This is a genomic window from Mesorhizobium sp. M0862 (assembly GCF_040319795.1).
Classification (GTDB): Bacteria; Pseudomonadota; Alphaproteobacteria; order Rhizobiales; family Rhizobiaceae; genus Mesorhizobium.
The window spans coordinates 89,720-114,731 of sequence record NZ_JAMYOJ010000019.1 but is presented as its reverse complement, the minus strand read 5'-3'; the positions used below and the strand labels follow the sequence as shown (position 1 = coordinate 114,731).

The window sequence follows — 25,012 nt, the reverse complement described above, 5'->3', positions numbered from 1 at the left end:
GACCGGCCCCCCATTATTCCCGGCCCCTTTGCGTCGGATCGAGGATGTCGCGCAACGCGTCGCCGATCAGATTGAAGGCCAGCGCCAACGCGAGGATTGCGGCGCCGGGGAAGAACACCAGCCAGGGCGCGGCCTGGAAATAGGTCTGGTTCTCGAAAATGATGTTGCCCCACGACGCGGTCGGCGGCTGCACACCGATGCCGAGGAAGGAAAGCGTCGCCTCGAGCAGAACCGTGGTCGAGATGCCGAGCGTGCCCCAGACGATGATGGTCGGCAGCAGATGCGGCAGGATGTGGCGAAATAGGATGCGCGGCGCACTCGCCCCGATGCTGCGCTCGGCATCGATGAACTCGCGCTCGGCCAGCGATGAGGTCTCGGTGTAGATGACACGCGCCGTCTGCACCCAGTTGACCAGCGCGATGACCATGGCGACGATCCACAGACTCGGCTGAAACACTGCCGCCAGGCAGATGGCGAGCAGCAGCGCCGGGAACGCCATCATCAGATCGGTGAAGCGCATCAGCGCACTGCCGATCCAGCCGCGGAAATAGCCTGCGGTGACGCCCACCAAAGTGCCGATCAAAAGCGCCACGCCATTGGCGACGATGCCGATGATGAGCGAGGTGCGGGCGCCGTAGAGGATGCGGGTCAAGAGGTCACGTCCGAGCAGGTCGGTGCCGAGCCAGTACTGGGCGCTGGGCGGCAGCGGCGAGCCCTCGATGGTCAGGCCGTCGAACATCTGCTCGTTGGGGTCATAGCCGGTCAGCCGGGGCGCCAGCACAGCGCCGGCAAGGACAATGGCGACGATGACCAGGCCGAGCAGCGCGAGGCGGCGTTTCACCAGCCGGCGCCAGACACCGGCGCGCGGTTTTGCCGGCATGCGCACCGGTAGATCAGGCGCGATGGGACTGGTCATCGCCGCCTTCTTCCCCCGTCGCTTCCTCGCTTGTCATTGCCACGATCCGACGCGCGGCATCCTCGACGCTGATCTGCCAGCTCATCGCCAGCGAACGCAGCTGCGCATAGGCGCGCTCGTCGTCGCTGCCTTTCGACAAGGCCGTCACCGCGCGCACGATGGTCTGGCGCTCGGCGACGCGCTGGCGCAGCGACGCTATCTCGCCGGCTAAATGTTTTCGGGCCTCGAAACTCTGTCTCGCGATCAACAGAGCGCTGTAGACGCCGGCATTGCCGACCGGCTTCAGCAGCTGCGCATCGGCCTTGTGCGACAGCGCCCATTCGATACGCCCCGGCGCCTCGGAACCGATCAGCGCCACCAGCGGCATCGGCGCCTCGCCCGGCTTCCACGGGAATTGCTCGTCGAAACCGAGATCGGCATCGAAGAAGACGAAATCGGCGGCGAGAGCTTCCGGCGGCAATTCCGGCCAGCAGTCGATCGTAGCCAGGCCGATGGCCGACAATTGCCTGGTGATGGCCTGCACCGTCGGATGCGGGCGATGCAGGATGAAAGCCCGCGCGCCGCCGAGATTGGGGATGCGCGTCCGGGTCATGACACCACTCTCAGACGCGGACGGCCGAACGTCTTGGCGGGGTCGTAGCGCGACAGATATGGATCCGGCGCGACCTCATCCTCCTGGCTGACGACCTCGAAGAAGCCATCGGCGATCCGGCCGATGATCACCGGCAGCGTCGCGTGCTGGGAGTGGGCGTCGATGGCGATCGGCCCGAGCCGGGTGGAGAAGCGCCGCTCGGCGAAGGCTTTGGAAAATTCCGCCGGGCCGGCATCAGTGTCGCGCGACAGCACGTCGGCCATCACCTGCACCGAGGCATAGGCGGAGGCCTCGAAGGACGAAGCGAAGGCAGCCGGCCGGGGCGCGAAATAGGGCCCGACCGACAGATGCCCTTTCCCTGTATCGCCGATCGCCGGCAACTCGCCTTCGGTGAGGTTGCAGGAGATGACGGGGCAGTTTTCCGGCCTGAATGCCGCATCCTCATCGCCCAGCTCGCGGTAAGCCGCCAGGAAGGCGTAGGATGAGGTGCCGATCAGATTGTTGAGGATGAAGCTCGGCCTCGTCGCCCGGATTTCCGCGATCAGCCGCGACACGTCGGTCTCGCCGATGCGCAGATAGCGCTCGCCCAGCACTTTGCCGCCGGCATCCGCGATCAGGTCGCGCGCCACGCGGTTCATCTCCCAGCCCCAAATGTAGTTCGAGCCGAGCAGGAAGCCGTTGGCGCCGAAACGCGGCACGACATGCGCCATCAGCGGAACCAGATGCTGGTTGGGGCAGGCGTGCATGTAGACGACATGCTCGTTGGCCTCGAACCCTTCATAGGGGCAGGCATACCAGAGCATGCCGGCGGCCTTCTCCAGCACCGGGATGGTTTCCTTGCGGCTCCACGAGGTGACGCAACCGACGACATGGCGCGCGCTGCTGGTCCTGAAAATGTCCTCGCACAAAGTCGCGTAGCGATCGGCATTACTTTGCGGATCGCGCTCTACCGGAACCAGTTCGATGCCATAGCTCCGATCGGCATTGATGTCGGCGATGGCGCGCATGGCGCCCATCCGGCACGCATCGGAGACCAGCTGGTAGCTGCCCGAGCGGGAATACAGGATGCCGATCTCGATACGCCGTTTCAAACCGATCCTCAGAAATGACAATGCCCCGCAGCCAGCGCCGGAGGGCGAGGCATACGAGGCATGTTTGCCGCCCGGCGACCAAGGCCGGTATTTTGCGCTAGCGTATTCGGTCCGGCGGGTCAGTCAAGCGGGAAAGTACGTGGTCATGGGATCGGCCTTGTCCGGCTGCTTCTAGTTCCGCAGCGTGAACATCAAAGGCGCCACGACAGCCGTACCGGCCTTCTCAGGCGGTGGCGCGGGCACCGTCGCACCCTGCAGAATGCCGAGCGCGGCGCGATCGAGATCGGCGTCCCCCGAAGATCGTGTCAGCCGGACGGAGGTCACCTTGCCCGAAGCGCTGACGACGAAGGTCACATTTGCGGTACCCACGGCGCGCCGCGACCTTGCCGCGCTCGGGTAGCGCTTGTGCCGATTGATCCATCCGATCAGCTGGGAGTTCCATTTGCTTGCACTGACTGATGATCCTCTCGATTGCGAAGCCTTCGGCGCCGACGCCTTCGCCGCTGCCTTTTGATCGACACTGGCGGTCACGACCGCTTTCGCCGGCGCGGCCTTTTCCTTCTTCTCTTTCGGTTTCGGCTTGGGTTTTTCGGCAGCCTTCTTCGCCTTCTCGATCGGCTTGGCCTCCACCGGCTTGGTCTCCGCCGGCTTGGTCTGGGGCAGCGGAATGACCACATCCGGCGCTATGGTCGGGACGATGTCGGGCACCACCTCATCCAGCGGCGGCGATTGATCGGGCTGCTCGGCCGCTGCCGTCTCGATCGGAGCGGTCTTATCGAGTTGAGCCGCTTCCCTCTTCTCGGTGACCAGCTCCGGCTTACCGGGCTCGGGCTCCACGACGGGCTTCAGTTCGGCAACCGCCTCCTCGATCTGGTTCGGCGGCTCGGGCGTCACCACGTCGGCCGCTGAGTCCACCCGCACCGCCGGCGCCACCATCATCGGCGACAGCTCGATAGCCACAGCCGGCGGCGGGCCGCCATCGGCCATGTTGGCCAGGCTGAAGCTCTGGACGGCATAGACGAACGCGACATGCGCGCCGACAATGACAATGGCCGCAGCCGCCCACAAGCCAATTTCGCGCACGCCGGCGCGCGGCGGGTCGGCCGCGGGGGCGGCGGCCAGTTGCGTCACGGGGCGGCGCCCGGGTGCGCCGCGGATGCGTCCGCCGGCACCGTCTCCAGCCCCACCAGCGCGATCTTCAGATAACCGGCGCCGCGCAGCAGGTTCATCACCTCCATCAGCTCGCCATAACCGACCGCCTTGTCGGCACGCAGGAAGATGCGGGTCTGCTTGTCGCCCTTGGTTCTGCCGTCGAGCACCGCGGCGAAAGCCTGGCGCGGCACGCTGTCATTGCCGATCGCCAGCGTCAGATCGTCCTTCAGCGTCAGGAACAGCGGCGTTTCCGGCCGGGGTGCTGGCGTCGCCGTCGAACCCGGCAGATCGACATTGACGTCGACTGTCGCCAAGGGGGCAGCGACCATGAAGATGATCAGCAGCACCAGGATGACGTCGATGAACGGGGTGACATTGATCTCGTGGTTTTCTTCGAGATCGCCATCGATAGCCTCGCGAATTCTAGCCGCCATGGCCCATCACTCCGCCGCCAGCGCGGGCGCCTGCGGCACCGTGCGGAAATCGAGATCGCGGCTGACCAGCCGTTCGACCCCGGCCGAGGCATCGGCAAGAAGCTGCCGGTAGCCGGCTATCGACCGCGCAAAGACGTTGTAGATGACCACCGCGGGAATGGCCGCGACCAGGCCCATCGCCGTGGCGAGCAGCGCCTCGGCGATGCCGGGCGCGACGACCGCGAGGTTGGTGGTCTGCGCCTGCGAGATGCCGATGAAGGCGTTCATGATGCCCCAGACGGTGCCGAACAAGCCCACGAAGGGCGCCGTCGAGCCGATCGTCGCCAGCACGCCGGTGCCGCGCGACACGCGCCGCGCCGCCGCCGCCTCGATGCGCGACAGGCGCGACGTCACTCGTTCCTTCAGCCCGTCGCCGGTAACATGGCCGAGCGCACCGGCCGAAAGGGCAGTCTCTTCCTCGGCCGCCCGCACCAAAAGCGCACCGGGGCCGCCACTGTTGCCAAGCGCGCGCCCGGCCTGGCGCAGCGTGGCGGCATTGCCGATGGCGCGCGCAGCGCGACGGGCGCCGAGCTTGCCGAAGAGAATCTCCAGCGATTTGGCCAGCCACACCGTCCAGGTGACGAGCGAGGCGAAGGCCAACCCGATCATCACCGCCTTGACGATGATGTCGGCGGCCATGAACATGCCCCAGGGCGACAGATCGTGCGGCAGCGTCAGCGATATTGCCGAAGGCTCGGCCTGCGCGGATGCACCGGGCTGGGTTGCCGGCTGTGGCGCGGTCGGCGCCGCCTGCCCGGCAGTTGGCGAAGCCGGCGCGACAGGCGCAGCCGGTGCGGGCCGTTCGACTGCGACCGGGGAAGGCTGGGCCGCCGACCGGGCAGCTGCAGCGGGTTCCGTCGTCACCCTGGGCTGCGTGTTTGGCTGCTCTTGCGCAGCAGCGCTGCCGGCCGACAGCATGACCGCGGCCAGCGCCGCCAACAAACCATTTCTGGACACGCTTCTTCCTCGCTTCGTCATTGCACGTACGATCGGCTGGTCGGTGACGGAATGTCGACCCCGGAAATCCAGCCACTGGTTCTGGCTTCTCTCAAACGCGGCACAGCCGCTGGAAACAATTCAGGCGGCCGAGTGCCCTGCTTGACTATAAAACATGAGTTTACTAGTCAACAAACAAGATGGCTTTTTTGGCCAACGATTATCGGCGCGATGTCTCAGCGGCACATCGTCCTGGCGTCGGTCTACCTGGTGTCGTCGCACTGAGGGATGGACGGCCGCAGGGTTGCTGGGCCACGATACCGGGCAGCAATTGAGGCAGGCTGCGATGATCAAGGCGATACCGTTCGATTTCCCCTATGACGGCCGGCTGGTGCCGGCAAACACCGCGTTGCTGGTCATCGACCTGCAGGAGGATTTCCTCTCGCCGACCGGCTATTTCGCCAGGAAGGGTTATGACCCCGCGCCGCTGCGCGCCATCCTGCCGACAGTCAACCGACTGATATCAGCGGCACGCGCGGCCGGCCTCACCATCATTCACACCAGGCAGGGATATCGCGGCGACATGGCCGACATGACGCCGTACGAGAGATGGCGCCGCAAGCGGGCGGGTCTCGAAGGCACCGACGTGCTGCTGCGCTCCGGCCCCGGCTTTCAGATCGTCGCCGACATCGACGTCGCGCCGCACGACATCATCGTCGACAAGACCTGCAACAGCGCCTTCACCTACACCGACCTGGAACTTGTGCTGCGCGCACGCGGCATCACCCATCTGATCTTTTCCGGCTGCACGACCGATGTCTGCGTGCACACGACGCTGCGCGAGGCCTGCGACCGCAATTTCCAGTGCCTGACCATCGCCGATGCCTGCGCCAGCGGCGACCAATACGCGCATGACGCGGCGCTGCATATGGTGACGGTGGAGGACGGGGTATTTGGTACGCTGACGGAATCTGACGCGGTGTTGGAGGCGCTGGCAGTGCTGAGTGGTGATTAGACGCTGGCGGGACAGCACCCCTCTGCCCTGCCGGGCATCCCCCGCAAGGAGGGCGATCAGACATCACGTCGGCTTTCGCCAATTACCAACGTTGAGAGCCGGCGCTCAAGCTGCCAATCTTCCCCTTTGAGGGGGAGATGTCCGGCAGGACAGAGGGGGGTGCTGTCCCCGCCGGCGTTCCCGATCGCGATCTCGCTACCCAGCTGCGTGAATATCCGACCCGCCCCGCGAGGCAAACGCGCCGGGCTGCGGCACCTCCGCCTCACGGCGTGCCAGCGAATTACGCAAGAGCGCGATCGTCTCGCGGCCGACGCCGGCGATCTCGCGCGGCCTGTCGACGCCAACGATCATGAACTCGCTGATGCCCAGCGCCGCATAGGACAGCAGCGACAGGGCGATCTGCGCCGGTGGTCCGGAAAGTTCGACCGCCTTGTGTCCGACGGTAGAGGCGCCACCCTCCGAGCGGACCCGGACCGGAAGCGCAAAACGCAGCTTGCCGGCGCGGCCATGCTCGGCGGCGGCGCTGCGCGCCCGTTCCATCAGCTGGCGGATCTCGTCGGGCGAACCAGGCGCCAGCTCGAAGACGTCGGCATGGCGGCCGGCGACCTTCAGCGCCGTGCCGGACTGGCCACCCATGCGGATGGTGATATCGACGCCATGCGGCCCCTTGCGCGGCACATAGCCACCCTTGATGCTGTAGAACGCACCTTCATGGTCGAAGGGCCGGTCGTTCGACCACAGCCGCTTCAGCAGCACCAGATATTCGTCGATGCGCTGCCAGACCACGGTGTGGCCGACCGGACGCGTCTCGGCATCGTCGTCATCCAGCGGCTCGCTCAGCATCCTCAGCGCCAGCCGGCCGCCGCTCCTGGCGTCGAGCGCCGCCAGTTGCCGCGCCGCAACCGCAGGCGCGATCACGCCGGCCCAGTGCGTCAGCACCACTTCCAGCGACGAGGTGCGGTCCAGCGCCTGGGCGGCGATGTCCATATTGGTCAACAGCCCGGCCGGGTCGTCGACGACGATGTTCTGGAAGCCGGAATCCTCGATCAGCGACAGCTTTGTCGCCGTCTCGACGAAATCATAGAAGAACGGAACGGCCGAACCGGCGTCGGCGGCATGCGTTTTACCGGGAACATGCGTGAACTCGATCGGCATTGCCATCTCCTCCATCACGTTGGATGTATGTCGCCCAAAAGTGGCCCCGGTTTTTGAGACGACGACATGCGTAAAAACAAGCGGTCAGCGCCAAAGCGCATCCGCATTCGGTTCATCAACTCCGGTCACTCACTGAAAGCGATAGGTCGCCACCCTTCGGCCTGAACGGGTCAGGGAATCAAGCCGAGCACGACTGCCCCGGTGAACACGAACGCAAGGGCAAAGACGAGATAGGCGAAGGCGCCGGCATAGGCCGGGCGGAAAGCCTGGCTATTGGCCAGCCTCTGGCTGGTGCGGTCCGTCTCGGCGTTCTGGATATAGGACATATCGACCTCCGTCTTGCGGATTAATCTATAAAATCAGTAGACTTTGTCGAGTGCTATTTTTTGGCGATATGTAGAACGATTTTCTCAGTATGCCTTATTATTTGGTTTTGGATTGCTGGGGGACCCCTGCTGGCGACAAGCGAGCGACAAGCTTGGCCGACGTCTGCATAGGCGATAGCATCGCCATTCCGGCATAAATGCGGATCATTTCGATCGGGAACGGGAACAGAACATGGGTACAAGACTAGCCGGCAAGATTGCAATCATCTCGGGCGGCGCGACCGGAATGGGCGGAGCGGCCTCGGAATTGTTCGCCGCCGAAGGCGCCAAGGTGGCGATCATCGACCGCAATGGCGAGGCGGCGGCAGCCACTGCGGCGGCGATACGCGCGCGGGGACATATCGCCGAACACTGGGTGGCCGACGTCTCGGACGAGGCGCAGGTCGAGGCCGCAGTGAAGGCGGCGACTGCCAGGCTCGGCCCGGCCACGGTGTTGTTCAACCATGCCGGCACCATCGTGATAAAGCCGTTCCTGGAGACGACAGTGCAGGAATGGGACTGGCTGCATGCGGTCAATGTCCGCTCGATGTTCCTGATGACGCGCGCCGTGTTGCCGGGCATGATCGCTGCCGGTGGCGGTTCGATCGTCTGCACCTCGTCGATCTCGGCTGTGGCGGCCACACCCATGGAGGTGCTCTACGACACCACCAAGGGCGCCTGCCACATGTTCGCGCGCGCCATCGCAGTCGAATTCCGCGACCGCAACATACGCTGCAACGCCGTCTGTCCCGGCTTCATCCGCACGCCGCACGGCCTGCGCGAGGTCGCCGATCTCGGCAAGCTCGGCGTCGACGTGTCGGACGCCGCATTGGCCGCACAGCAGGGCCGCATCGGTGAGCCGGAGGAAGTGGCCAAGGCAGCGCTGTACCTCGCCAGCGATGAGTCCAGCTTCGTTAACGGGACGCATCTGTTTGTCGATAATGGTTTTACGGCGATGTGAGTATCCCAGGCTTGGCGCCCTTCCTCTCCCCCGTCGATCGGGGGAGAGGAAGGGCGCCAAGTCCTACTCGCCTTACCGCTCTTCTCGTCGAAACGGCTTCAGCAGCGCCGACGGCGCAACCGCGTTGCGTGACATCACGGCCATCGCGACGATGGTGAAAATGAAGGGCAGCATCAAGAACGCCTCATAGGGAATATGCCCGAGGCCGCTCGCCTGCATGCGCAATTGTAGCGCATCGACGAAGGCGAACAGCAGCGCCGCGCCCGCAGAGCGCCACGGGTCCCAGCGGCCGAACACGACCAGCGCGATCGCCACCCAGCCACGGCCCGACACGACACCAAAGGTGAAGGCGTTGAACTGTGCCATGGTGAGGAAGGCGCCCGCAAGCCCCATCAGCGCACCGCCGAGGATGACCGCCTGGAAGCGCGTGGCGATGACGCTGACCCCAGCGGAATCAGCGGCGCGCGGGTTCTCGCCGACCATCCGCACCGACAGCCCCCAAGGCGTGCGGTAGAGCACGAAAGCAGCGACCGGGATGGCAATGATTGCCAAGTAGACCAGCGCAAACTGGTTGAAAACCGCTGACCCCAGAACCGGAATATCCGACAGCAGCGGGATCGGCAGCGTCTGAAAACCCTTGATGCTGGGCGGCACCGATTGCTGGCCGAAGGTCAGACGGTAGAGGAAATAGGCAAGGCCCGACGAGAACAGGGTGACGCCGATGCCGCAGACATGCTGGCTGAGGCCGAGCGCCACCGTGAACAGCGCATGCAGCGCGCTCATCGCCATGCCGGTCAACACCGCGGCCAGCACCCCGAGCCACAGGCTGCCGCTGAGGCTGGCGGCGGTAAAGCCGGTCATCGCGCAGAGCAGCATGATGCCTTCGATACCGAGATTGAGCACGCCGGCCCGCTCGGAGAACATCTCGCCCAGCGTGGCAAATGCCAGCGGCGTGGCGATGCGGATAATGGCGGCGAGGAAGCCGACCTGAAAAATCTGTTCGAACACCGCGCTCATAAGGCGGCACCGACGCGGCGGATGCGATAGGCCGTGAACAGCAGCGCCACCAGCATGGCGAGCAGCGCCGTGCCCTGGATGACATCGCTGAGGAACGCCGGCACGCCGGTGGCGCGCGACATCGCTTCGGCGCCGGTCATCACGGCGGCCAGGAAGATCGCCGCCGGTACGACGCCGAGCGGATTGAGCCTGGCCAGCATGGCAACGACGATGCCGGAATAGCCATAGCCCGGCGAAATGTCGCTCATCACCTGGAAATGCACGCCGCCGACCTCGCCGACGCCGGCAAGCCCGGCCAGCGCGCCCGACAGCAGCGCCGTCGAGATCAGCACCCGCTCGACATGTATGCCGCCATAGCGGGCGGCTTCCGGGCTTTCGCCGGTGACCCTGATCCGGAAGCCGAGCGTGGTGCGCACGATCAGGAACCAGATCAACGGGGCCGCGATCAACGCGGCGATGACACCCAGATGCAGCCTTCTGCCTTCGAGCAGCACCGGGAAATTCGCCGAATCCTCGATCGGCGGCGAGATCGGATAGCCGCTGAACGAGTCCTTCCACGGCCCCTCGATCAGCGCCATCAGCGCATAGTAGATGACCGAGTTGAGCAGCAGCGAGCTGACGACGTCATCCACCTTGAATTTGACCCTGAGCGTCGCGGGCACCAGCGCTACCGCGGCACCGGCAGCAGCGCCCGCCAGCGCCATCGACAGGATCGCCAGCGCGCCCGGCATTGGGATGGCGCCGACGAAGCAGCTGGCCACGGCGCCGGCCAGCAATTGGCCCTCGGCGCCGATGTTCCAGAATTTGGCCCGGAAGGCGACGGCCACAGCCAGCCCGGTGAAGATCATCGGGGCGGCGCGCACCAGCGTTTCGGTGATGGCATAGCTGTCGCCGAACGAGGCCGACAGCATCACGCCATAGGCCTCAAGCACGCCGGCGCCTGCCAGCGCGATGAGGCCGCTGCACAGGACCAGCGCTGCGCCGATGGCCAGCAGCGGCAAAGCGAGATTGAACCAGGCGGGGGTGGAACTGCGGGCTTCGAGGCGGAACATCAGCTATGCCCCTCCGCCGCCCAGACGGTCGCGCCGCCCTTCATCCGCCTGCCGGCACCTTCTCCCCGAATAGACACGGGGAGAAGGGATCCGGGCCCTATGCAACTCCCCTCTTGCAGCTGTGGTGATTGGCGAAACCATGGGTGAGAGCCCCTCTCCCCGTCTCTATACGGGGAGAGGATGCCGGCAGGCAGGTGAGGGGCAGCGCTGACGCTTAAAGTCAGCCAAAAGCGGGCAGTATTATTTGAGGTTTCTGCGAGGAACCGAGTGAGAAAGTCCATCTAGGCTCTGCCCTCCGCCCCGGTCATCAGCAGCCCAAGCCGCGCGATGGTCGCATCGGCGCTGTCCAGCGTGCCGGCGATGCGGCCCTCATACATCACCGCGATGCGGTCGCAGAGCACCAGCAGCTCTTCGAGATCCTCGCCGATGACGATGATCCCGCAGCCCTTGGCACGCATGTCGAGGAATTTTTCGTGGATGAAGCGGGCGGCACCGATGTCGAGGCCGCGCGTCGGCTGCGAGACGATCAGCACCTTCGGGTCGAAAGCCAGTTCGCGCGCCAGCAGCGCCTTCTGCAGATTGCCGCCCGACAGCGCGCCGGCGCGGGTCATCGGCCCGGGGCACCTGATGTCATAGGCCTTGATCTGTTCTTCGGCGAAGGCGCGGATCGCATCTGGCTTGAGCAGGCCCCGGCTGCTGAAAGCCGCAGTACCAATGCGCGGCAACACCATGGAATCGGCGAGCGGCAGATTGGTGACCAGCCCGGTCGTCATACGGTCTTCCGGGATGCGGCCAAGGCCGAGCGCCTGCACCTCGCGCGGGGAGAACCGCGTCACAGGTTTGCCGGCTATCGTCATCACGCCGGCGTCGGGCGCGCGCGTGCCGGAAATCACCTCGGCCAGTGCCCGCTGGCCATTGCCGGAGACCCCGGCAATGCCGAGGATTTCGCCCGCGCGAACGGCAAGCGATACATCGCGCAGCGGCGTCCCCGAATGCCGTGAGGTGGAAATACCGTCGAGCGTCAGCACCGCCGCGCCTGGGGTCGAAGGTCCTCTTGCCGGCGGCACGATCTCATGGCCGCACATCAGCTGCGCCATTTCTGCCGATGTCGTGTTCGCCGGATCGTCGACACGGCCGGCGACGCGGCCGTGCCGCAACACGGTGCAGCGATGGGTGAGCGCCCGCACCTCGTTCAATTTATGCGAGATGAAGATGATGCCGAGCCCCTGCGCCGCCATCGAGCGCAGCGCCGAAAACAGCCCGTCGACCTCGCTCGGCGCCAACACCGCCGTCGGCTCGTCGAGGATCAACAGCCTGGCGCCGCGAAACAGCGCCTTGACGATTTCGAGCCGCTGCTGCTCGCCGACCGACAGCGCGGAGACAGGCAGGTTGGGGTCCAGCGTCAGCCCATACTGACGGCTGATGTCGGACAACCGGGCAAGTCCGCCGGCGCGGTCGATGCGGCCGGATTTGCCGGGAATGCCAATCAGAAGGTTTTCCAGGACCGTCAGCCTTGGCGCCAAATGAAAATGCTGGTGCACCATGCCGATGCCGGCGGCCAGCGCATCGGCCGAACTGGTGATCCGCACGGTCTTGCCCTGGATAAGAATTTCGCCGGCATCGGGCGCATAGGCGCCGAACAGCACATTCATCAGCGTCGTCTTGCCGGCGCCGTTTTCGCCCAGCAGGCCGAGGATCTCACCTGGGGCGACGCTTAGATCGACAGCCTCATTCGCCTTGACGGCGCCGAAGCTCTTGGTGATGCCGCGCATTTCGATGAGAGGGGCGGACAAGGATGCTCCTGCGGAGATACCCCTCCCCCTCGAGGGGAGGGTGCCGAGCGAAGCGAGGCGGGTGGGGTCACCTCAACTGCCTCAACCCATGACTTAGCAGGATGGAGCACTTCGCGGAGGACCCCACCCGGCCCTGCGGGCCACCCTCCCCTCAAGGGGGAGGGTACGCCGAGCTAATCCGAAACCGGCGTGTTCTCATCCACATCCACCCGGAAATTGCCTTCCAGGATCTCGGCCTTCTTCTTCTCGACCAGATCCTTCACATCCGCCGGCAGCGTCTTGTCGAATTTATGGTAGGGCGCCAGGAACGACCCGCCCTTGGCCATGCGCGAGAAATCGCCATAATCCTGCGCGGTGAAGACACCGGCCTTGACCAGCTTGATCGCCTGCTCGACCGTCGGATACATGTCCCAGACCGGCCCGGTTATGACCGTGTCGGGGCCGAGGCTCGACTGGTCGGACATGTTGGAGATGGCGAGGATCTTCTTGTCCACCGCCGCCTCGATGACGCCGAAGCGCTCGGCATAGATGACATCGACGCCGGCATCGATCTGGGCGACCGCCGCTTCCTTGGCCTTGGGCGGATCGAAGAACGAGCCAATGAAGGCGACCTTCTTCTTGATGTTGGGATTGACCTCCTTGGCGCCGGCAAAGAAGGCGTTGACCAGCCGGTTCACTTCCGGAATGCCCATGGCCGCCACCGCGCCGATCGTGCCCGACTTCGACATCTTGCCGGCGATCATGCCGGACAGATAGGCCGGCTCGTGGATCCAGTTGTCGAAGACGCCGAAATTGGGCTCGGCCGGGCCGGCGCCCGAGCCGAACAGCCATGCCGTCTTCGGGAACTGCTTTGCCGTGCGGCGCGATTCACGCTCGGCGGCGAAGGCGTCGCCCAGCACCAGCTGGTACCCGCCTTGCGCATATTCGCGCATGACGCGGCTGAAATCGGCGGTCTGCACCTTTTCCGACCATTTGTATTCGATGCCGAGTTCCTTCTCGGCCTTCTGCAGGGCGACGTGGATCTGGTTGTCCCACGGCTCCTCGATCGGCGTGGCGAAGATCGCCGCCACCTTCAGCTTCTTGTCCTTGGCGAGGGCTGCACCCGGCAGCATGGCTGCGGCCAGGCCAAGTGCGCCGAGTTCCAGCACGTCGCGCCGCGACAGGCCGGTCGATTGCGATTTGTTTTTCCGGTTTTCCATCTAGTGCCCCTCTGTTTGACAGCCGTGTCGAGCCGACTGTTCCGAAATCAGACGCGGAACTATGGAACGGGTGCGGACTTTTGTCCACATGGTCAAATTTGGCGGGACTGCTGCCGGGCTCACGCCTTTTAGCGCAGCGCTTTCTCGCCGCCGGCTACGGTGATGACGCCGACGATGATCAGCCCGGTCAGCAACAGCCGAACGCCGGCGCTGACGCCGAACGTGTTGAGCATGGTCAGAAGCAGCACCAGGAACAGCGCCGCGCCCCAGACACCGGGAACATTGGCCTTGCCACCGGCGACCGAGGTGCCGCCGATGACGACGACGGCGATCGAGGCCAGCAGGTACTCGTTGCCGATATCGACATTGGCGCCGCGGAAATAGCCGGCGAGCAGCGCCCCGTCCATGCCGCCGAGCGCGCCCGACAGCGTGTAAGTCAGGAAGCGGGTGCGGCCGACATTGACGCCGGCAAGCCACGCGGCGCGGATGTTCTGGCCGATCGCCAGCACCGAGCGGCCATAGATCATGCGCTGCAAGGCGATGGCCGCACCGATGCTGAACAATACGGTAAGGATCGCCAGCACTGGAATGCCCAGGATTTGCCAGTTCGCAAAATCGGCAAAGCCGGGCGGCGGCTTGATCTGCAGGCCACGCCCATAGCTGATGTCGATCGACTGGATGATGAAGCTGGCCGACAGAGTGGCGATGATCGGCGGGATCCTCAGCGCCCAGATCAGGAGATAGTTGACGGCACCGATGGCGGCGCCGCAGGCGAGCGCGGCGAGCAGCCCGACCACGATCATGGAATCGCTGCCGCCCATGACCTTCATGGCGACGGCACTGGCGAGCCCGATATTGGCCGGCAGCGACAGGTCGACATTGCCTGGCCCGAGCGTGATGACGAACATTTGGCCGACTCCGACGATGACGGTGAACACCGCCAGCGACAGTGCCGCCGTGACCATGCCACCGCCGCCATAGCCGCCGGTGAAAGCGATGGTCGCCAGCCAGACGAACATCGCGCCGATGAACGACCTTATCCAGGGTTTGGCGGCCAGCGATTTAACCAGCGTCATCGCTACCTCTCCCTGCGGCTGATCAGGACGCGGGCTGCCAGCACGATCATCAGGATGGCGCCGTTGGCGGCGACCTGCCAATCCGGCGGAATGTGCATGAAGGTGAGCAGAGGCGATGCCGCCAGCGCCAGTGTCAGCGCGCCGAGCACGGCGCCGATCGGCGACACCCGGCCGCCGACGAACTCGCCGCCGCCGAGAATGACGCCGGCGATCGCCAGCAGCGTGTAGCCATTGCCGATATTGGCGTCGGCCGAGGTGGTGATGCCGATCAGCGCCATGCCGGACAGAACGCCGAATAGGCCGGTCAGCGCAAACAGCACGATCTTGGTTCGAAGCAGCGACCAGCCAGCGCGCCTGAGCGCCGCCGGATTACCGCCGGATCCCCGCAGGATGACGCCATAGGAGGTGCGCATCAGCCCAAAATGCACCACCGCTGCGATCGCCAGCGCGGCGATGATAGGGAACGGAATGAAGGGCGGCTTGAAGGCCATCAGCGACAAGAGCCAGTCCGGCGCCTTGCCACCGGGCTTGGGCAGCACCAGAATGGCAAGCCCCTGCCAGACGAAGCTCATGCCCAGCGTCACCACGATCGACGGCAGATTGCGCAGATGGATCAGTGCGCCGAGCAGCGCATAAACGCCTATGGAGCCGAGCAGGATGATCACGCCGAGCAGCGGCGCGTCCTTCAGCCAGGTCGCGGTGACGCAGCCGACAAAGCCGACAAAGGTGCCGATCGACAGATCGAGCTCATTGCCGGCGATGACGAACATCTGGGCGATCGTCGCCAGCGCGATCGGAATAGCGAGGTTCAACATCAGGCTGAAGCCGAAATAGCTGATGGCGCGTGGGTTGAGCCAGGCGATGGCGATAACCACCAGCGCCAGCGACAGCGCCGGCAACAGGCTGCGCAGCAGGCGCGCGCGGGCCGCGCTGCTGCGCGGCGAGGACGTAGGGCCGGGAGCGACTGCCGTCATCTCAGGCCGCGTCGCCGAATGAGGACTGGATGATCTTTTCCTCGGTCAGCTCGTCGCGCGTGAGATTGGCGACGATGCGGCCGTTCTTGAAGACATGGATGTGGTCGCAATTGTCGAGCTCTTCGGTCTCGGTGGTGTACCAGAGGAAGGTCCGGCCCTTGGCCGCCTCCTCGCGCACGAGATCGTAGACCTCAAGCTTGGTGCCGATGTCCACGCCGCGCATCGGATCGTCCATCAGCACGATCTGCGCATCGGAACCCAGTGCGCGGGCAAACAGCGCCTTCTGCTGGTTGCCGCCGGACAGCGAGAAGATGTTGTTGGTCATGTCAGGCGTGCGGATGCCGATCTTCTGCTTCCAAAACTCAGCAAGCTCGGCCTCGCGCTGCGGCGAGATCAGCAACCCTTTGCGCAGCCGCGCCAGCGAGCGGATGCCGATGTTTTCGGCAATAGACCATTGCGGGAAAATGCCGTCCGATTGGCGGTCTCCGGCCACCAGCGCCACCGGGGCGGTCACCTCGATATCAAGCCTTCTACGCGTCGCGGCGGCAAAGATCGCCAGCAACAGGTCGGTCTGGCCATGGCCGGCAAGCCCGGCAAGCCCGATGATCTCGCCGGCGCGAGCGACAAGCTCCTTGCCGTCCTGCTGCCGCTCGGGCCGCGCCCGCACCCTGAGCGGGCCCGCCGCCGGCCTGGCGGCGATCTCCGCCGCGATCTTCTCGCGCGCTTCCGCGCCGCCCATGGTGGCCACCAGCCGGTCGCGGTCGAACGCTTTTGCAACGTCCGTGGCGACCACCTTGCCGTCGCGCATGACCACGATGCGGTCGGCATTCTGCAGCACCTCGCCCAGCACATGCGAGATCAGGATGCAGCTGCCCCCGGTGGCTACGAAACGGCGCACGAAGGCAAGCAGCTGGCCCGCAGTATGCGCGTCCAGCGAAGAGGTCGGCTCGTCGAGAATGACCAAGTCGAGCGGATCGCGCGTCACCGTGAAGGCGCGCGCCACCTCGACCATCTGCCGCCGGCCGATGGAGAGATCGCCGGCAATGTCGTCTGCCGAGATGCCGTGATCCGGAAAGATTTCGTCCAGCTTGGCGGCAATGAGAGCAGCCGCCTTGCGTCGCCAGCCGAAGCCGGTGAGCGCCGGATGGTTGATGCGCGTATTCTCCGCGATACTGAGGTTAGGGCAGAGCGACAGTTCCTGGAACACGCAGCGTATGCCGAGTTTCAGCGCGCGCGCCACCGAGTAGTCGGTTTCGGCATTGCCACGCACCGCGATCTCACCGCCATCGGGCTGCAGCGTACCGGCCACCATATGCATCAGCGTCGATTTGCCGGCTCCGTTGTGGCCGACCAGCCCGACGCATTCGCCTGATACAACATGGAAGTCGACGCCGTTAAGCGCCCGAACGGCGCCGAAATGTTTTTCGGCGCCGTTCAGCCTGATGATGTCCAAATGGGCGGCGCCGAAATGTTTTTCGGCGCCGCCCAGTCTGATGATGTCCGTATTGGCCTCAGGCATGCTCAACGATATCCGGTCGGTCATGCCGCTGGCAATGAATGCAATGCATCACTTGATATTGGCTTTGATCGCCGCGATTGCGTCTTCCTGGCTGTATTCGTGGGTGGCGACGCCGCCCTCCTTGATTTTCGGCAGCTCGGTCTCGAAATTGTCCTGGGTAAAGGCGAGATACGGCACCAAAAGGTCATGCGGAATGTCGGTGCGGCCGTCGAGCACCTGCTGCGCCACCCAGAAGGCCAGCGACGACACGCCGGGCGCGATCGAGGCCGACCAGGTCTGGTAGCCATCCTTGTCCTTCTGCTCCTTCCACCATTTCAGCTCGTCCTGGCGGTTGCCCATGATGATGGTCGGACGCGGCTTGCCTGCGGCGGCAAAGGCTTGTGCCGCGCCATAACCGTCACCGCCCTGGTCGACGATGCCGACGATGTCGGGCAACGAAGGCAGGATCGTCGCGACCGCCTTCTGCGCCGTCGTCTGGTCCCAGTCGCCGGTCACCGAACCGACGATCTTGAACTCGGGATGGGCGGCGACGCCTTCCAAGATACCGGCATGGATGGCATCGTCGATCGAGGTGCCGGCAAGGCCGCGGATTTCCAGCAAATTGCCGCCCTTGGGCTGGAACTTGGCCATCTGCTCGACTTCCTGCTTGCCCATGTCCTTGAAGTCGACGACGACGCGGTAGGCGCAAGGTTCGGTGACGGTCCCGTCGAAGGAGACGACGACGATGCCGGCATCGCAGGCCTGCTTGATGGCGCCGTTCAGCGCATCCGGCGATGCGGCATTGATGACGATGGCGTCATAACCCTGCAGGATCAGGTTCTGCACCTGGGCAGCCTGGGTCGGCACTTCCTTGTCGGCGGTGGTGAAGATGTCGGCGGCGCCGACGATCTTATCCTCCACCGCCTTCTTGGTGACGATGCCGTAGCTGTCGAGCATCGCCTGGCGCCACGAATTGCCGGCGTAATTGTTGGAGAAGGCGATCTTCTTGCCGCTGGTGTCGGCAAGCGCCGTGCCCGAGGCGAGCATCGCCGCCAAAGCGCTCAGGACGAGCAGTGTCTTCATGTCATAATCCTCCCATAGATTGTCGGCCCCGCCGACTGTTGCAGATGGTTTTGGCGTTGTCTGCCTGTTTTTTATCTATTGTCAGACAAATTCAGATACGCCCGCTTGTCAACTGCGATCGATCACGCTTGGACGATCAACTTCAGGTGCGGCGGTTGAAAAGCCTTCGCGTGCTGGTCTAGGGAAGGGTCCAGGAGACCATGCATGGCAGCGATGCCGCCGACCCTTCCCCCCAGTGCACCCAAAAGAATGGGCGCCCCCGGAATTCCGGCGCGCTGGACGTCAAGCGCCAAGAGCGGCGTAGGTGCCGCGCTTTCGCCGGCGAGCCGCGTCTGGTTCACGCTCAGCCATGGCATCGTCAACGAGGTCTATTATCCCGGCCTCGACAGCGCCTGCACGCGCGACATGGGACTGCTGGTCACCGGTCCCGGCGGCTGGTTCTCCGAGGAGAAGCGTGACGCCACGCATGCCATCGAGCCGTTCGAGGACGGCGTGCCCGCCTACCGGCTGATCAACGCGACGGCGCGTTACCAGATCGAAAAGCGCATCCTGGCGGATCCGGCGCGCCCGGCCTTGCTGCAGGAAACCAGCTTCACGGCACTCGAGGGCGTGGCCACGGACTACCGCGTCTACGCCCTGCTGGCGCCGCATCTGGTCAGTGCCGGCATGGGCAACACCGCCTGGACCGACGAGCACAAGGGGAGGCCGATGCTGTTCGCGTCCGGGCGCGGCACCTGCCTGGCGCTTGCATCCTCGCTGCCCTGGGGTGATTGCTCGGCCGGCTATGCAGGCTTTTCCGACGGCTGGCAGCAACTCAGCCGCGCCGGCCGGCTCGATCCGGCCTGCCAAAGGGCGGAGGACGGCAATGTCGCGCTGACCGGCGAGATCGGCTTTTCCTTACGCAACAGCAAAGCCTTGCTTGCGCTTGGGTTTGGGGCAACGCCGGATGAAGCGGCCGAAAACGCCGCCGCCAGCCTGAAACGCGGTTTTGAGCCGGCGGCAAAGGCCTATGTCGCGAAATGGCGGAAATGGCAGGCAGGCCTGACGGCGCTCGACCACCATGATGCATCCGGCCTCAACACCTACCGCGTCAGCACAGCGGTGCTGGCGACACACCTGTCGCTGGCGAGGCCCGGTGCGGCCGTCGCCAGCCTGTCGATCCCCTGGGGGTTCAGCAAGGGCGACGACGACCTTGGCGGCTATCATCTGGTCTGGCCGCGCGACCTTGTGGAAACCGCGGGCGGCTTCCTCGCCGCCGGCGATCCGGCGCAGGCGCTTGAGATCCTTGCCTATCTCCGTTCCATCCAGCAGCCGGACGGCCACTGGCCACAAAATGTGTGGCTCGACGGCTCGCTCTATTGGCCGGGCATCCAGATGGACGAATGCGCCTTCCCGCTGCTGCTTGCCGATGCGCTGCACCGCGCCGGCCACCTGCCGCGCGCCAAGCTCGCCGCCTTCATGCCGATGATCGAGAAGGCCGCGTCCTATGTCGTGCGCAATGGTCCCGTCACCGGGCAGGACCGCTGGGAAGAGGATGCCGGCTACAGCCCATTCACGCTCGCCGTCGAAATATCGGCACTGCTTGGCGCCGCCGATCTGTTCGACGTTGACGGCAAACCGGAACCGGCTAACTATTTGCGCGAGGTCGCGGATTGCTGGAACGACCAGATCGAGCGCTGGACCTATGTCAACGGCACACCGCAGTGCCACGAGGCTGGCGTCGACGGCTACTACATCCGCATCGCGCCGGCCGACGGTTCAGGCGCCGCATCGCCGAAGGACGGCTTCGTACCGATCAAGAACCGTCCGCCGGGCGATACCGACAAGCCGGCCGAAGCGATTGTCAGCCCGGACGCGCTGGCGCTGGTCCGCTTCGGCCTCAGGGCCGCGGACGATCCGCGCATCGTCGGCACGGTCAAGATCATAGACGCGCAACTGCGCTGCGACCTGCCGCAAGGGCCTCTCTGGTATCGCTACACCAGCGACGGTTATGGCGAACACGCCGACGGCGCGCCCTTCGACGGCAACGGCCAGGGCCGGCCCTGGCCGTTGCTGGCCGGCGAACGCGCCCACTACGAGCTGGCCGCCGGTAACAAGGACAAGGCGGCAAGCCTGCTCAGGACATTCGAGGCTTCGGCTGGCGTGGGCGGTCTGCTGCCGGAACAGGTCTGGGACCGCGCCGACATACCGGAGCGCGAATTGTGGCTGGGCAGGCCGTCGGGCAGCGCCATGCCGCTGGTCTGGGCGCATTCGGAACACATCAAGCTGTTGCGCTCGCTCCGCGACGGCGCCGTCTTCGACATGCCGCCGCAAGGCGTCAAGCGCTATGTCAGGGACAAGACCGGCTCGCCGCTGAGGATATGGCGCTTCAACAACAGGCTGCGCACCATGGAAGCCGGCAAGACGCTGCGGGTTGAACTGCTGCAGCCGGCACTGATCCGCTGGAGCGGCGACCAGTGGCAGACCAGCCATGAAATCAACACTTCCGTGAATGTCTTTTGCGTCCATCTGGCGGATCTGCCGGTGGCCGATATTCCGCGAGGTAATACGATCGTCTTCACTTTTTTCTGGCCCGACGGCGACCGTTGGGAGAATGTCGACTTCACCGTCGGCATTGAGAACTAACTCGCCAGCAATTTTCTTTCCTCAAGCGACTAGGACAAGACCATGCAGATCGGAATGATGGGACTAGGCAGGATGGGCGCCAACATGGTGCGCCGCCTGATGCGCGACGGCCATGAATGCGTCGTCTACGACATCAACCCGGCAAGCGTTGCCGGCCTGGTTGCCGATGGCGCCATCGGCGCCGCATCGATGGAGGAGTTCGTCGGCAAGCTTTCCAAGCCGCGCAGCGCCTGGCTGATGCTGCCAGCGGCGATCACCGGCAAGATCGCCGACCAGGTGGCGGCGCTGATGGAACCCGGCGACATCATCATCGACGGCGGCAATTCCTATTATCACGACGCGGTCGACCAGGCGGCCGAACTCGCGGCCAAGGGCCTGCACTATGTCGATGTCGGCACCAGCGGCGGCGTTTGGGGCTTGGAGCGCGGCTACTGCCTGATGATCGGCGGCCCCGATACGGCGGTCAAACACCTCGATCCGATCTTCGCCACGCTGGCGCCCGGCGCCGATGCCGGCGCCACGCCCGACAAGGCGGGCGGGACCGCACCCTTTGGCTACCTGCATTGCGGACCGAGCGGCGCCGGCCATTTCGTCAAGATGATCCACAACGGCATCGAATATGGTGTCATGGCCGCCTACGCCGAAGGCATGAACATCCTGAAATCGGCCAATGCCGGCAAAAGACAGCGCACTGCCGACGCCGAGACCAGCCCTTTGGAAAACCCGCAATACTATCAGTTCGACATCGACCTGCCGCAGGTGGCCGAGGTCTGGCGCCATGGCAGTGTGATCGGCTCCTGGCTGCTCGACCTCACCGCCGGCGCTCTGAAGAGCGACCCGGCATTGGCCCAGTTCGGCGGCCGCGTCTCCGATTCCGGTGAAGGCCGCTGGACGCTGAAGGCGGCGATCGACACCGGCGTGCCGGCGCCGGTTCTGTCCTCGGCTTTGTTCGACCGCTTCTCCTCGCAGGGCGAATCCGAATTCGCCGACAAGCTGCTGTCGGCCATGCGCTATGCCTTTGGCGGCCATGTCGAAAAGCCGAAGGCCGGCAAGTGAAGGCCGCAGGGGAGACTCGCAAGATGAGCCCGGAACGGTCCGACACGCTGGTGCTCTTCGGAGCAACCGGCGACCTTGCCCACAAGAAGATATTTCCGGCCCTCTACCAGATGGTAGCCAAGGGGACGCTGACCGAGCCGGTGATCGGCGTCGCCTTCGATGCCTGGGACATCAACCAATTGCAGGCGAGGGCCCGCGACGGCATCGTCAACGCTCTCGGCAAGATCGACGAAAAGATCTTCGCCAAATTCGCCAGTCTGCTGCGCTATGTCAGCGGCGACTACCGCGACGGCGCGACCTTCGAGAAGCTGAAGACGGCGCTCGGCTCGGCGCAGCGGCCTCTGCACTATATGGCGGTGCCGCCGACCATGTTCGAGACCGTCGTCCAGGGGCTGGAGCAATCCGGTACCGCGCATGGCGCGCGGCTGATGGTGGAAAAGCCGTTCGGCCACGATCTCCAATCGGCGCGCTGGCTGAACCGCGTGCTGCATCTGGTGTTCGAAGAGCAGTCGATCTTCCGCATCGACCACTATCTCGGCAAGGAGGCGATCCAGAACCTGCTCTATTTCCGCTTTGCCAATTCCTTTCTCGAGCCGATCTGGAACCGCAACTTCGTCGAAAGCGTACAGATCACCATGGCCGAGGACTTCGGCGTCGAAGGCCGTGGCAAATTCTATGACGATGTCGGCGCTATCCGCGATGTGATCGAGAACCATCTGCTCAACATCCTTTTGCTGCTCGCCATGGAACCGCCGGTCGGCCGCTCGGCCGACGATCTGATCGACGAGAAGGTGCAGGTGCTGCGCGCCATCCGCACGCTGACCAAGGACGACGTCGTGCGCGGCCAGTTCACAGGCTATCTCGCTGAACCCGGCGTGAAGCCGAACTCGCCGGTCGAAACCTTTGCCGCCGTGCGCTTCATGGTCGACACCTGGCGCTGGCAGGACGTGCCCTTCTTCATCCGCACCGGCAAGAACATGCCGGTGCATGTGACCGAAGTGATCGTGCGGCTGAAGCGGCCGCCGCTGGACGTCTTCGATCCGATCAAGCCCAGCGACGCCAATTACGTGCGCTTCCGCATCGACCCGCAGGTGGCGATCTCGATCGGCGCGCAACGCAAGGCACCCGGCGACGACATGGTCGGCGAGCAGGTCGAGCTCACCGCGCTCGACGATTCGAAGGGCGACATGCCGCCCTATGAGCGGCTGATCGGCGATGCCATGAACGGCAATGGCCAATTGTTCACCCGCCAGGATGCCAGCGAGCTTGCCTGGCGCATTGTCGGCCCGGTGCTCGGCGACACCACGCCGCCGCATATGTATGAGCCGAAGACCTGGGGGCCGGCCGACGCCATGGCCAGCTTCGGGCCGCCCAACGGCTGGATCAATCCGAGTTGAGCAATTCAGGAAGGTGCGAGCGGTTTTTCCGTCCGGAATTGCGTAAAAACAAAGAGTTGGAGCGTTCCCCCGTTCCCTGAAACGGGGGAATGCGCCAAGTGAGCGGAGGAAACGACATGGCCAAGGCAGCCAGGCCCGCGAAGGCCAAGGCCGAACCGATCGTGCTGACGATCGATGTCGGCGGCTCGCATGTGAAAATCCTCACCAGCGCAGGCGGCGAGATGCGCCGAGCCGATTCCGGACCGGACCTGACACCGCAGCAGATGGTCGCCACGGTGAAGACGCTGGCCGAAGGGCTGGCCTATGACGTGATCTCGATGGGCTATCCCGGCCCGGTCAGGCACAACAGGCCTTCGCTCGATCCCGCCAATCTCGGCAAGGGCTGGGACGGCTACGATTTTGCCGCCGCCTTCGGCAAGCCGGTCAAGGTCGTCAACGACGCGCTGCTGCAGGCGATCGGCAGCTACGATGGCGGGCGCATGCTGTTCCTCGGCCTCGGCACCGGCCTGGGCGCGGCGATGATCCTCAACAATGTCGGCCAGCCGATGGAACTGGCGCATCTGCCGTACCGCAAGGGCGGCAGTTTCGAAGATTATGTCGGCGAGCGCGGCCTGGAGAAATACGGCAAGAAGAAATGGCGCAAATACGTTTTCGACGTCGTCGGGCGGCTGCGTGCGGCGCTGCAGCCGGATTATGTCGTCATCGGCGGCGGCAATGTCGACAGACTGGATGAATTGCCCGCCACATCCAGGCGCGGCGACAATACGCGCGCTTTCGAGGGCGGTTTTCGACTATGGCGCGACAAGGCGCTCATCGTCTGATAGTATTAAAATTCAGTATAGTTGTTCAAAATGACGTGTGGCGCGATACGAAGTCATTGCGTTACGCAGATTTGGCGATTAGATCGGTGGCACCGGATGGAATCATCTGGCGCAACCGCACATATGCGGCAAGACAAATGACTAGAGCGGATTTCCGGCTCCGCTGGGACCACTCTGGGAGTTTCCGCCACCCCCCTAGCGACGGAGAGATAAATTGGCCGACGACAGCAACGACTCTGACAAGGACATCGACCTGCTCGAGCTTACCGCCCATATCGTGTCCGCTTACGTCGAGAAGAACCGCTTGCCCGTTGCCGGCCTGAGCGATCTCATCGCCAGCGTTGCGGCGTCGATCGGCGGGCTCAGCCAGCCGCCGGCCCCAGTGGCGGCGCCGCAGATCCCGGCCGTCAATCCCAAGCGGTCGGTGACGCCGGACTACATCATCTGCCTCGAGGACGGCAAAAAATTCAAATCGCTGAAGCGCCATCTCGGCGTCCATTTCAACCTGACGCCGGAAGCCTATCGTACCAAATGGGGCCTGCCGGCCGACTATCCGATGGTTGCCCCCAACTACGCGGCGTCGCGCTCCGAGCTGGCCAAGTCGATCGGCCTCGGCCGCAAGGCCGCAGTGGCGCCGCCAGCCAAAGCCAAGGGTCGGAAGGCCAAAGTCCCGGCCTGAGTGGGCTCAGCGCCTCGGCGCTGAGCCAATCGTTTGGACGACTGGAACAGAAGCCTGCCAGCGAATGAGCCTTGGCAGGCTTCGTG

At 64.7% G+C, this 25,012-nt stretch carries 23 protein-coding genes; 7 read left to right on the top strand and 16 right to left on the bottom strand.

The features are described 5' to 3' along the window. Positions 1-13: 13 nt before the first annotated feature. The 6 genes from NKI15_RS24785 to exbB form a co-directional block, all read right to left on the bottom strand. Complete coding sequence (locus tag NKI15_RS24785) at positions 14-916, bottom strand: ABC transporter permease (RefSeq protein ID WP_023668590.1); 903 nt, start codon at positions 914-916, stop codon at positions 14-16. Continuing rightward, positions 894-1,508, bottom strand: a complete 615-nt coding sequence (locus NKI15_RS24780) for an ANTAR domain-containing response regulator (RefSeq protein ID WP_023668589.1) — start codon at positions 1,506-1,508, stop codon at positions 894-896. The genes NKI15_RS24785 and NKI15_RS24780 overlap by 23 nt, the downstream gene beginning before the upstream one ends. Next, entirely contained in the window at positions 1,505-2,599 is a 1,095-nt protein-coding gene (locus NKI15_RS24775; RefSeq protein WP_023704989.1) for a transporter substrate-binding protein, read from the bottom strand. Before NKI15_RS24775 ends, NKI15_RS24780 begins: the two co-directional genes overlap by 4 nt. Positions 2,600-2,770: 171 nt before the next feature. Next, the gene (locus tag NKI15_RS24770; RefSeq protein WP_352500525.1) at positions 2,771-3,730 is read right to left on the bottom strand and encodes an energy transducer TonB; all 960 of its coding nucleotides are present in this window, start codon (positions 3,728-3,730) and stop codon (positions 2,771-2,773) included. After that, positions 3,727-4,185: a TonB system transport protein ExbD gene (gene exbD / locus NKI15_RS24765; protein WP_023726082.1), complete on the bottom strand. Its 459-nt coding sequence runs from the start codon at positions 4,183-4,185 to the stop codon at positions 3,727-3,729. The genes NKI15_RS24770 and exbD overlap by 4 nt, the downstream gene beginning before the upstream one ends. Before the next feature lie 6 nt (positions 4,186-4,191). Next, positions 4,192-5,181, bottom strand: a complete 990-nt coding sequence (exbB, locus tag NKI15_RS24760) for a tonB-system energizer ExbB (protein ID WP_352500526.1) — start codon at positions 5,179-5,181, stop codon at positions 4,192-4,194. A 325-nt stretch (positions 5,182-5,506) separates the two neighbouring features. On the opposite strand from exbB, the gene NKI15_RS24755 reads away from it, so the two are divergent. Further along, positions 5,507-6,175 (top strand): cysteine hydrolase family protein, encoded by a 669-nt coding sequence (locus tag NKI15_RS24755; RefSeq protein WP_023686098.1) that lies wholly within the window; start codon positions 5,507-5,509, stop codon positions 6,173-6,175. Between the two features lie 195 nt (positions 6,176-6,370). On the opposite strand, the gene NKI15_RS24750 is transcribed toward NKI15_RS24755, so the two are convergent. Beyond that, complete coding sequence (locus NKI15_RS24750; protein ID WP_023732922.1) at positions 6,371-7,330, bottom strand: LLM class flavin-dependent oxidoreductase; 960 nt, start codon at positions 7,328-7,330, stop codon at positions 6,371-6,373. A gap of 170 nt (positions 7,331-7,500) precedes the next feature. Next, the gene (locus NKI15_RS24745; protein WP_023670454.1) at positions 7,501-7,656 is read right to left on the bottom strand and encodes a hypothetical protein; all 156 of its coding nucleotides are present in this window, start codon (positions 7,654-7,656) and stop codon (positions 7,501-7,503) included. A 232-nt stretch (positions 7,657-7,888) separates the two neighbouring features. On the opposite strand from NKI15_RS24745, the gene NKI15_RS24740 reads away from it, so the two are divergent. Then, positions 7,889-8,656, top strand: a complete 768-nt coding sequence (locus tag NKI15_RS24740) for an SDR family NAD(P)-dependent oxidoreductase (RefSeq protein WP_023686096.1) — start codon at positions 7,889-7,891, stop codon at positions 8,654-8,656. 72 nt (positions 8,657-8,728) lie between these two features. Here the strand turns inward: NKI15_RS24740 and NKI15_RS24735 are convergent, their stop codons facing one another. The 8 genes from NKI15_RS24735 to NKI15_RS24700 form a co-directional block, all read right to left on the bottom strand. Continuing rightward, positions 8,729-9,673, bottom strand: a complete 945-nt coding sequence (locus NKI15_RS24735) for an ABC transporter permease (protein WP_023747355.1) — start codon at positions 9,671-9,673, stop codon at positions 8,729-8,731. Then, positions 9,670-10,725: an ABC transporter permease gene (locus NKI15_RS24730; protein WP_352515126.1), complete on the bottom strand. Its 1,056-nt coding sequence runs from the start codon at positions 10,723-10,725 to the stop codon at positions 9,670-9,672. Before NKI15_RS24730 ends, NKI15_RS24735 begins: the two co-directional genes overlap by 4 nt. 281 nt (positions 10,726-11,006) lie before the next feature. Continuing rightward, positions 11,007-12,518, bottom strand: coding sequence for an ABC transporter ATP-binding protein (locus NKI15_RS24725; protein WP_023747356.1), 1,512 nt, complete (start codon positions 12,516-12,518; stop codon positions 11,007-11,009). Between the two features lie 173 nt (positions 12,519-12,691). Further along, positions 12,692-13,717, bottom strand: coding sequence for a BMP family protein (locus tag NKI15_RS24720; RefSeq protein ID WP_023694458.1), 1,026 nt, complete (start codon positions 13,715-13,717; stop codon positions 12,692-12,694). 128 nt (positions 13,718-13,845) lie between these two features. Then, positions 13,846-14,793: an ABC transporter permease gene (locus NKI15_RS24715; protein ID WP_352460301.1), complete on the bottom strand. Its 948-nt coding sequence runs from the start codon at positions 14,791-14,793 to the stop codon at positions 13,846-13,848. A gap of 2 nt (positions 14,794-14,795) precedes the next feature. Beyond that, positions 14,796-15,767 carry an ABC transporter permease gene (locus NKI15_RS24710; protein WP_352460302.1) on the bottom strand — a complete coding sequence of 324 codons (972 nt, stop codon included), beginning with the start codon at positions 15,765-15,767 and terminating at the stop codon, positions 14,796-14,798. A 1-nt stretch (position 15,768) separates the two neighbouring features. Next, positions 15,769-17,286, bottom strand: a complete 1,518-nt coding sequence (locus NKI15_RS24705; protein WP_023732918.1) for a sugar ABC transporter ATP-binding protein — start codon at positions 17,284-17,286, stop codon at positions 15,769-15,771. Between the two features lie 48 nt (positions 17,287-17,334). Beyond that, on the bottom strand, positions 17,335-18,348 hold the full coding sequence (locus NKI15_RS24700; RefSeq protein ID WP_023670464.1) for an ABC transporter substrate-binding protein: 1,014 nt from the start codon (positions 18,346-18,348) through the stop codon (positions 17,335-17,337). A 204-nt stretch (positions 18,349-18,552) separates the two neighbouring features. On the opposite strand from NKI15_RS24700, the gene NKI15_RS24695 reads away from it, so the two are divergent. From NKI15_RS24695 to NKI15_RS24675, 5 genes are all read left to right on the top strand, one after another. After that, complete coding sequence (locus NKI15_RS24695) at positions 18,553-20,973, top strand: glucan 1,4-alpha-glucosidase (RefSeq protein ID WP_031242798.1); 2,421 nt, start codon at positions 18,553-18,555, stop codon at positions 20,971-20,973. Between the two features lie 42 nt (positions 20,974-21,015). Continuing rightward, complete coding sequence (gene gnd / locus NKI15_RS24690) at positions 21,016-22,029, top strand: phosphogluconate dehydrogenase (NAD(+)-dependent, decarboxylating) (RefSeq protein WP_023694463.1); 1,014 nt, start codon at positions 21,016-21,018, stop codon at positions 22,027-22,029. A gap of 23 nt (positions 22,030-22,052) precedes the next feature. Continuing rightward, the gene (zwf, locus tag NKI15_RS24685) at positions 22,053-23,426 is read left to right on the top strand and encodes a glucose-6-phosphate dehydrogenase (protein WP_023687745.1); all 1,374 of its coding nucleotides are present in this window, start codon (positions 22,053-22,055) and stop codon (positions 23,424-23,426) included. Positions 23,427-23,542: 116 nt separating this feature from the next. Next, positions 23,543-24,247, top strand: coding sequence for an ROK family protein (locus NKI15_RS24680; RefSeq protein WP_023730211.1), 705 nt, complete (start codon positions 23,543-23,545; stop codon positions 24,245-24,247). A 214-nt stretch (positions 24,248-24,461) separates the two neighbouring features. Then, positions 24,462-24,926 (top strand): Ros/MucR family transcriptional regulator, encoded by a 465-nt coding sequence (locus NKI15_RS24675; RefSeq protein ID WP_023730212.1) that lies wholly within the window; start codon positions 24,462-24,464, stop codon positions 24,924-24,926. The last annotated feature ends 86 nt before the right edge of the window (positions 24,927-25,012 follow it).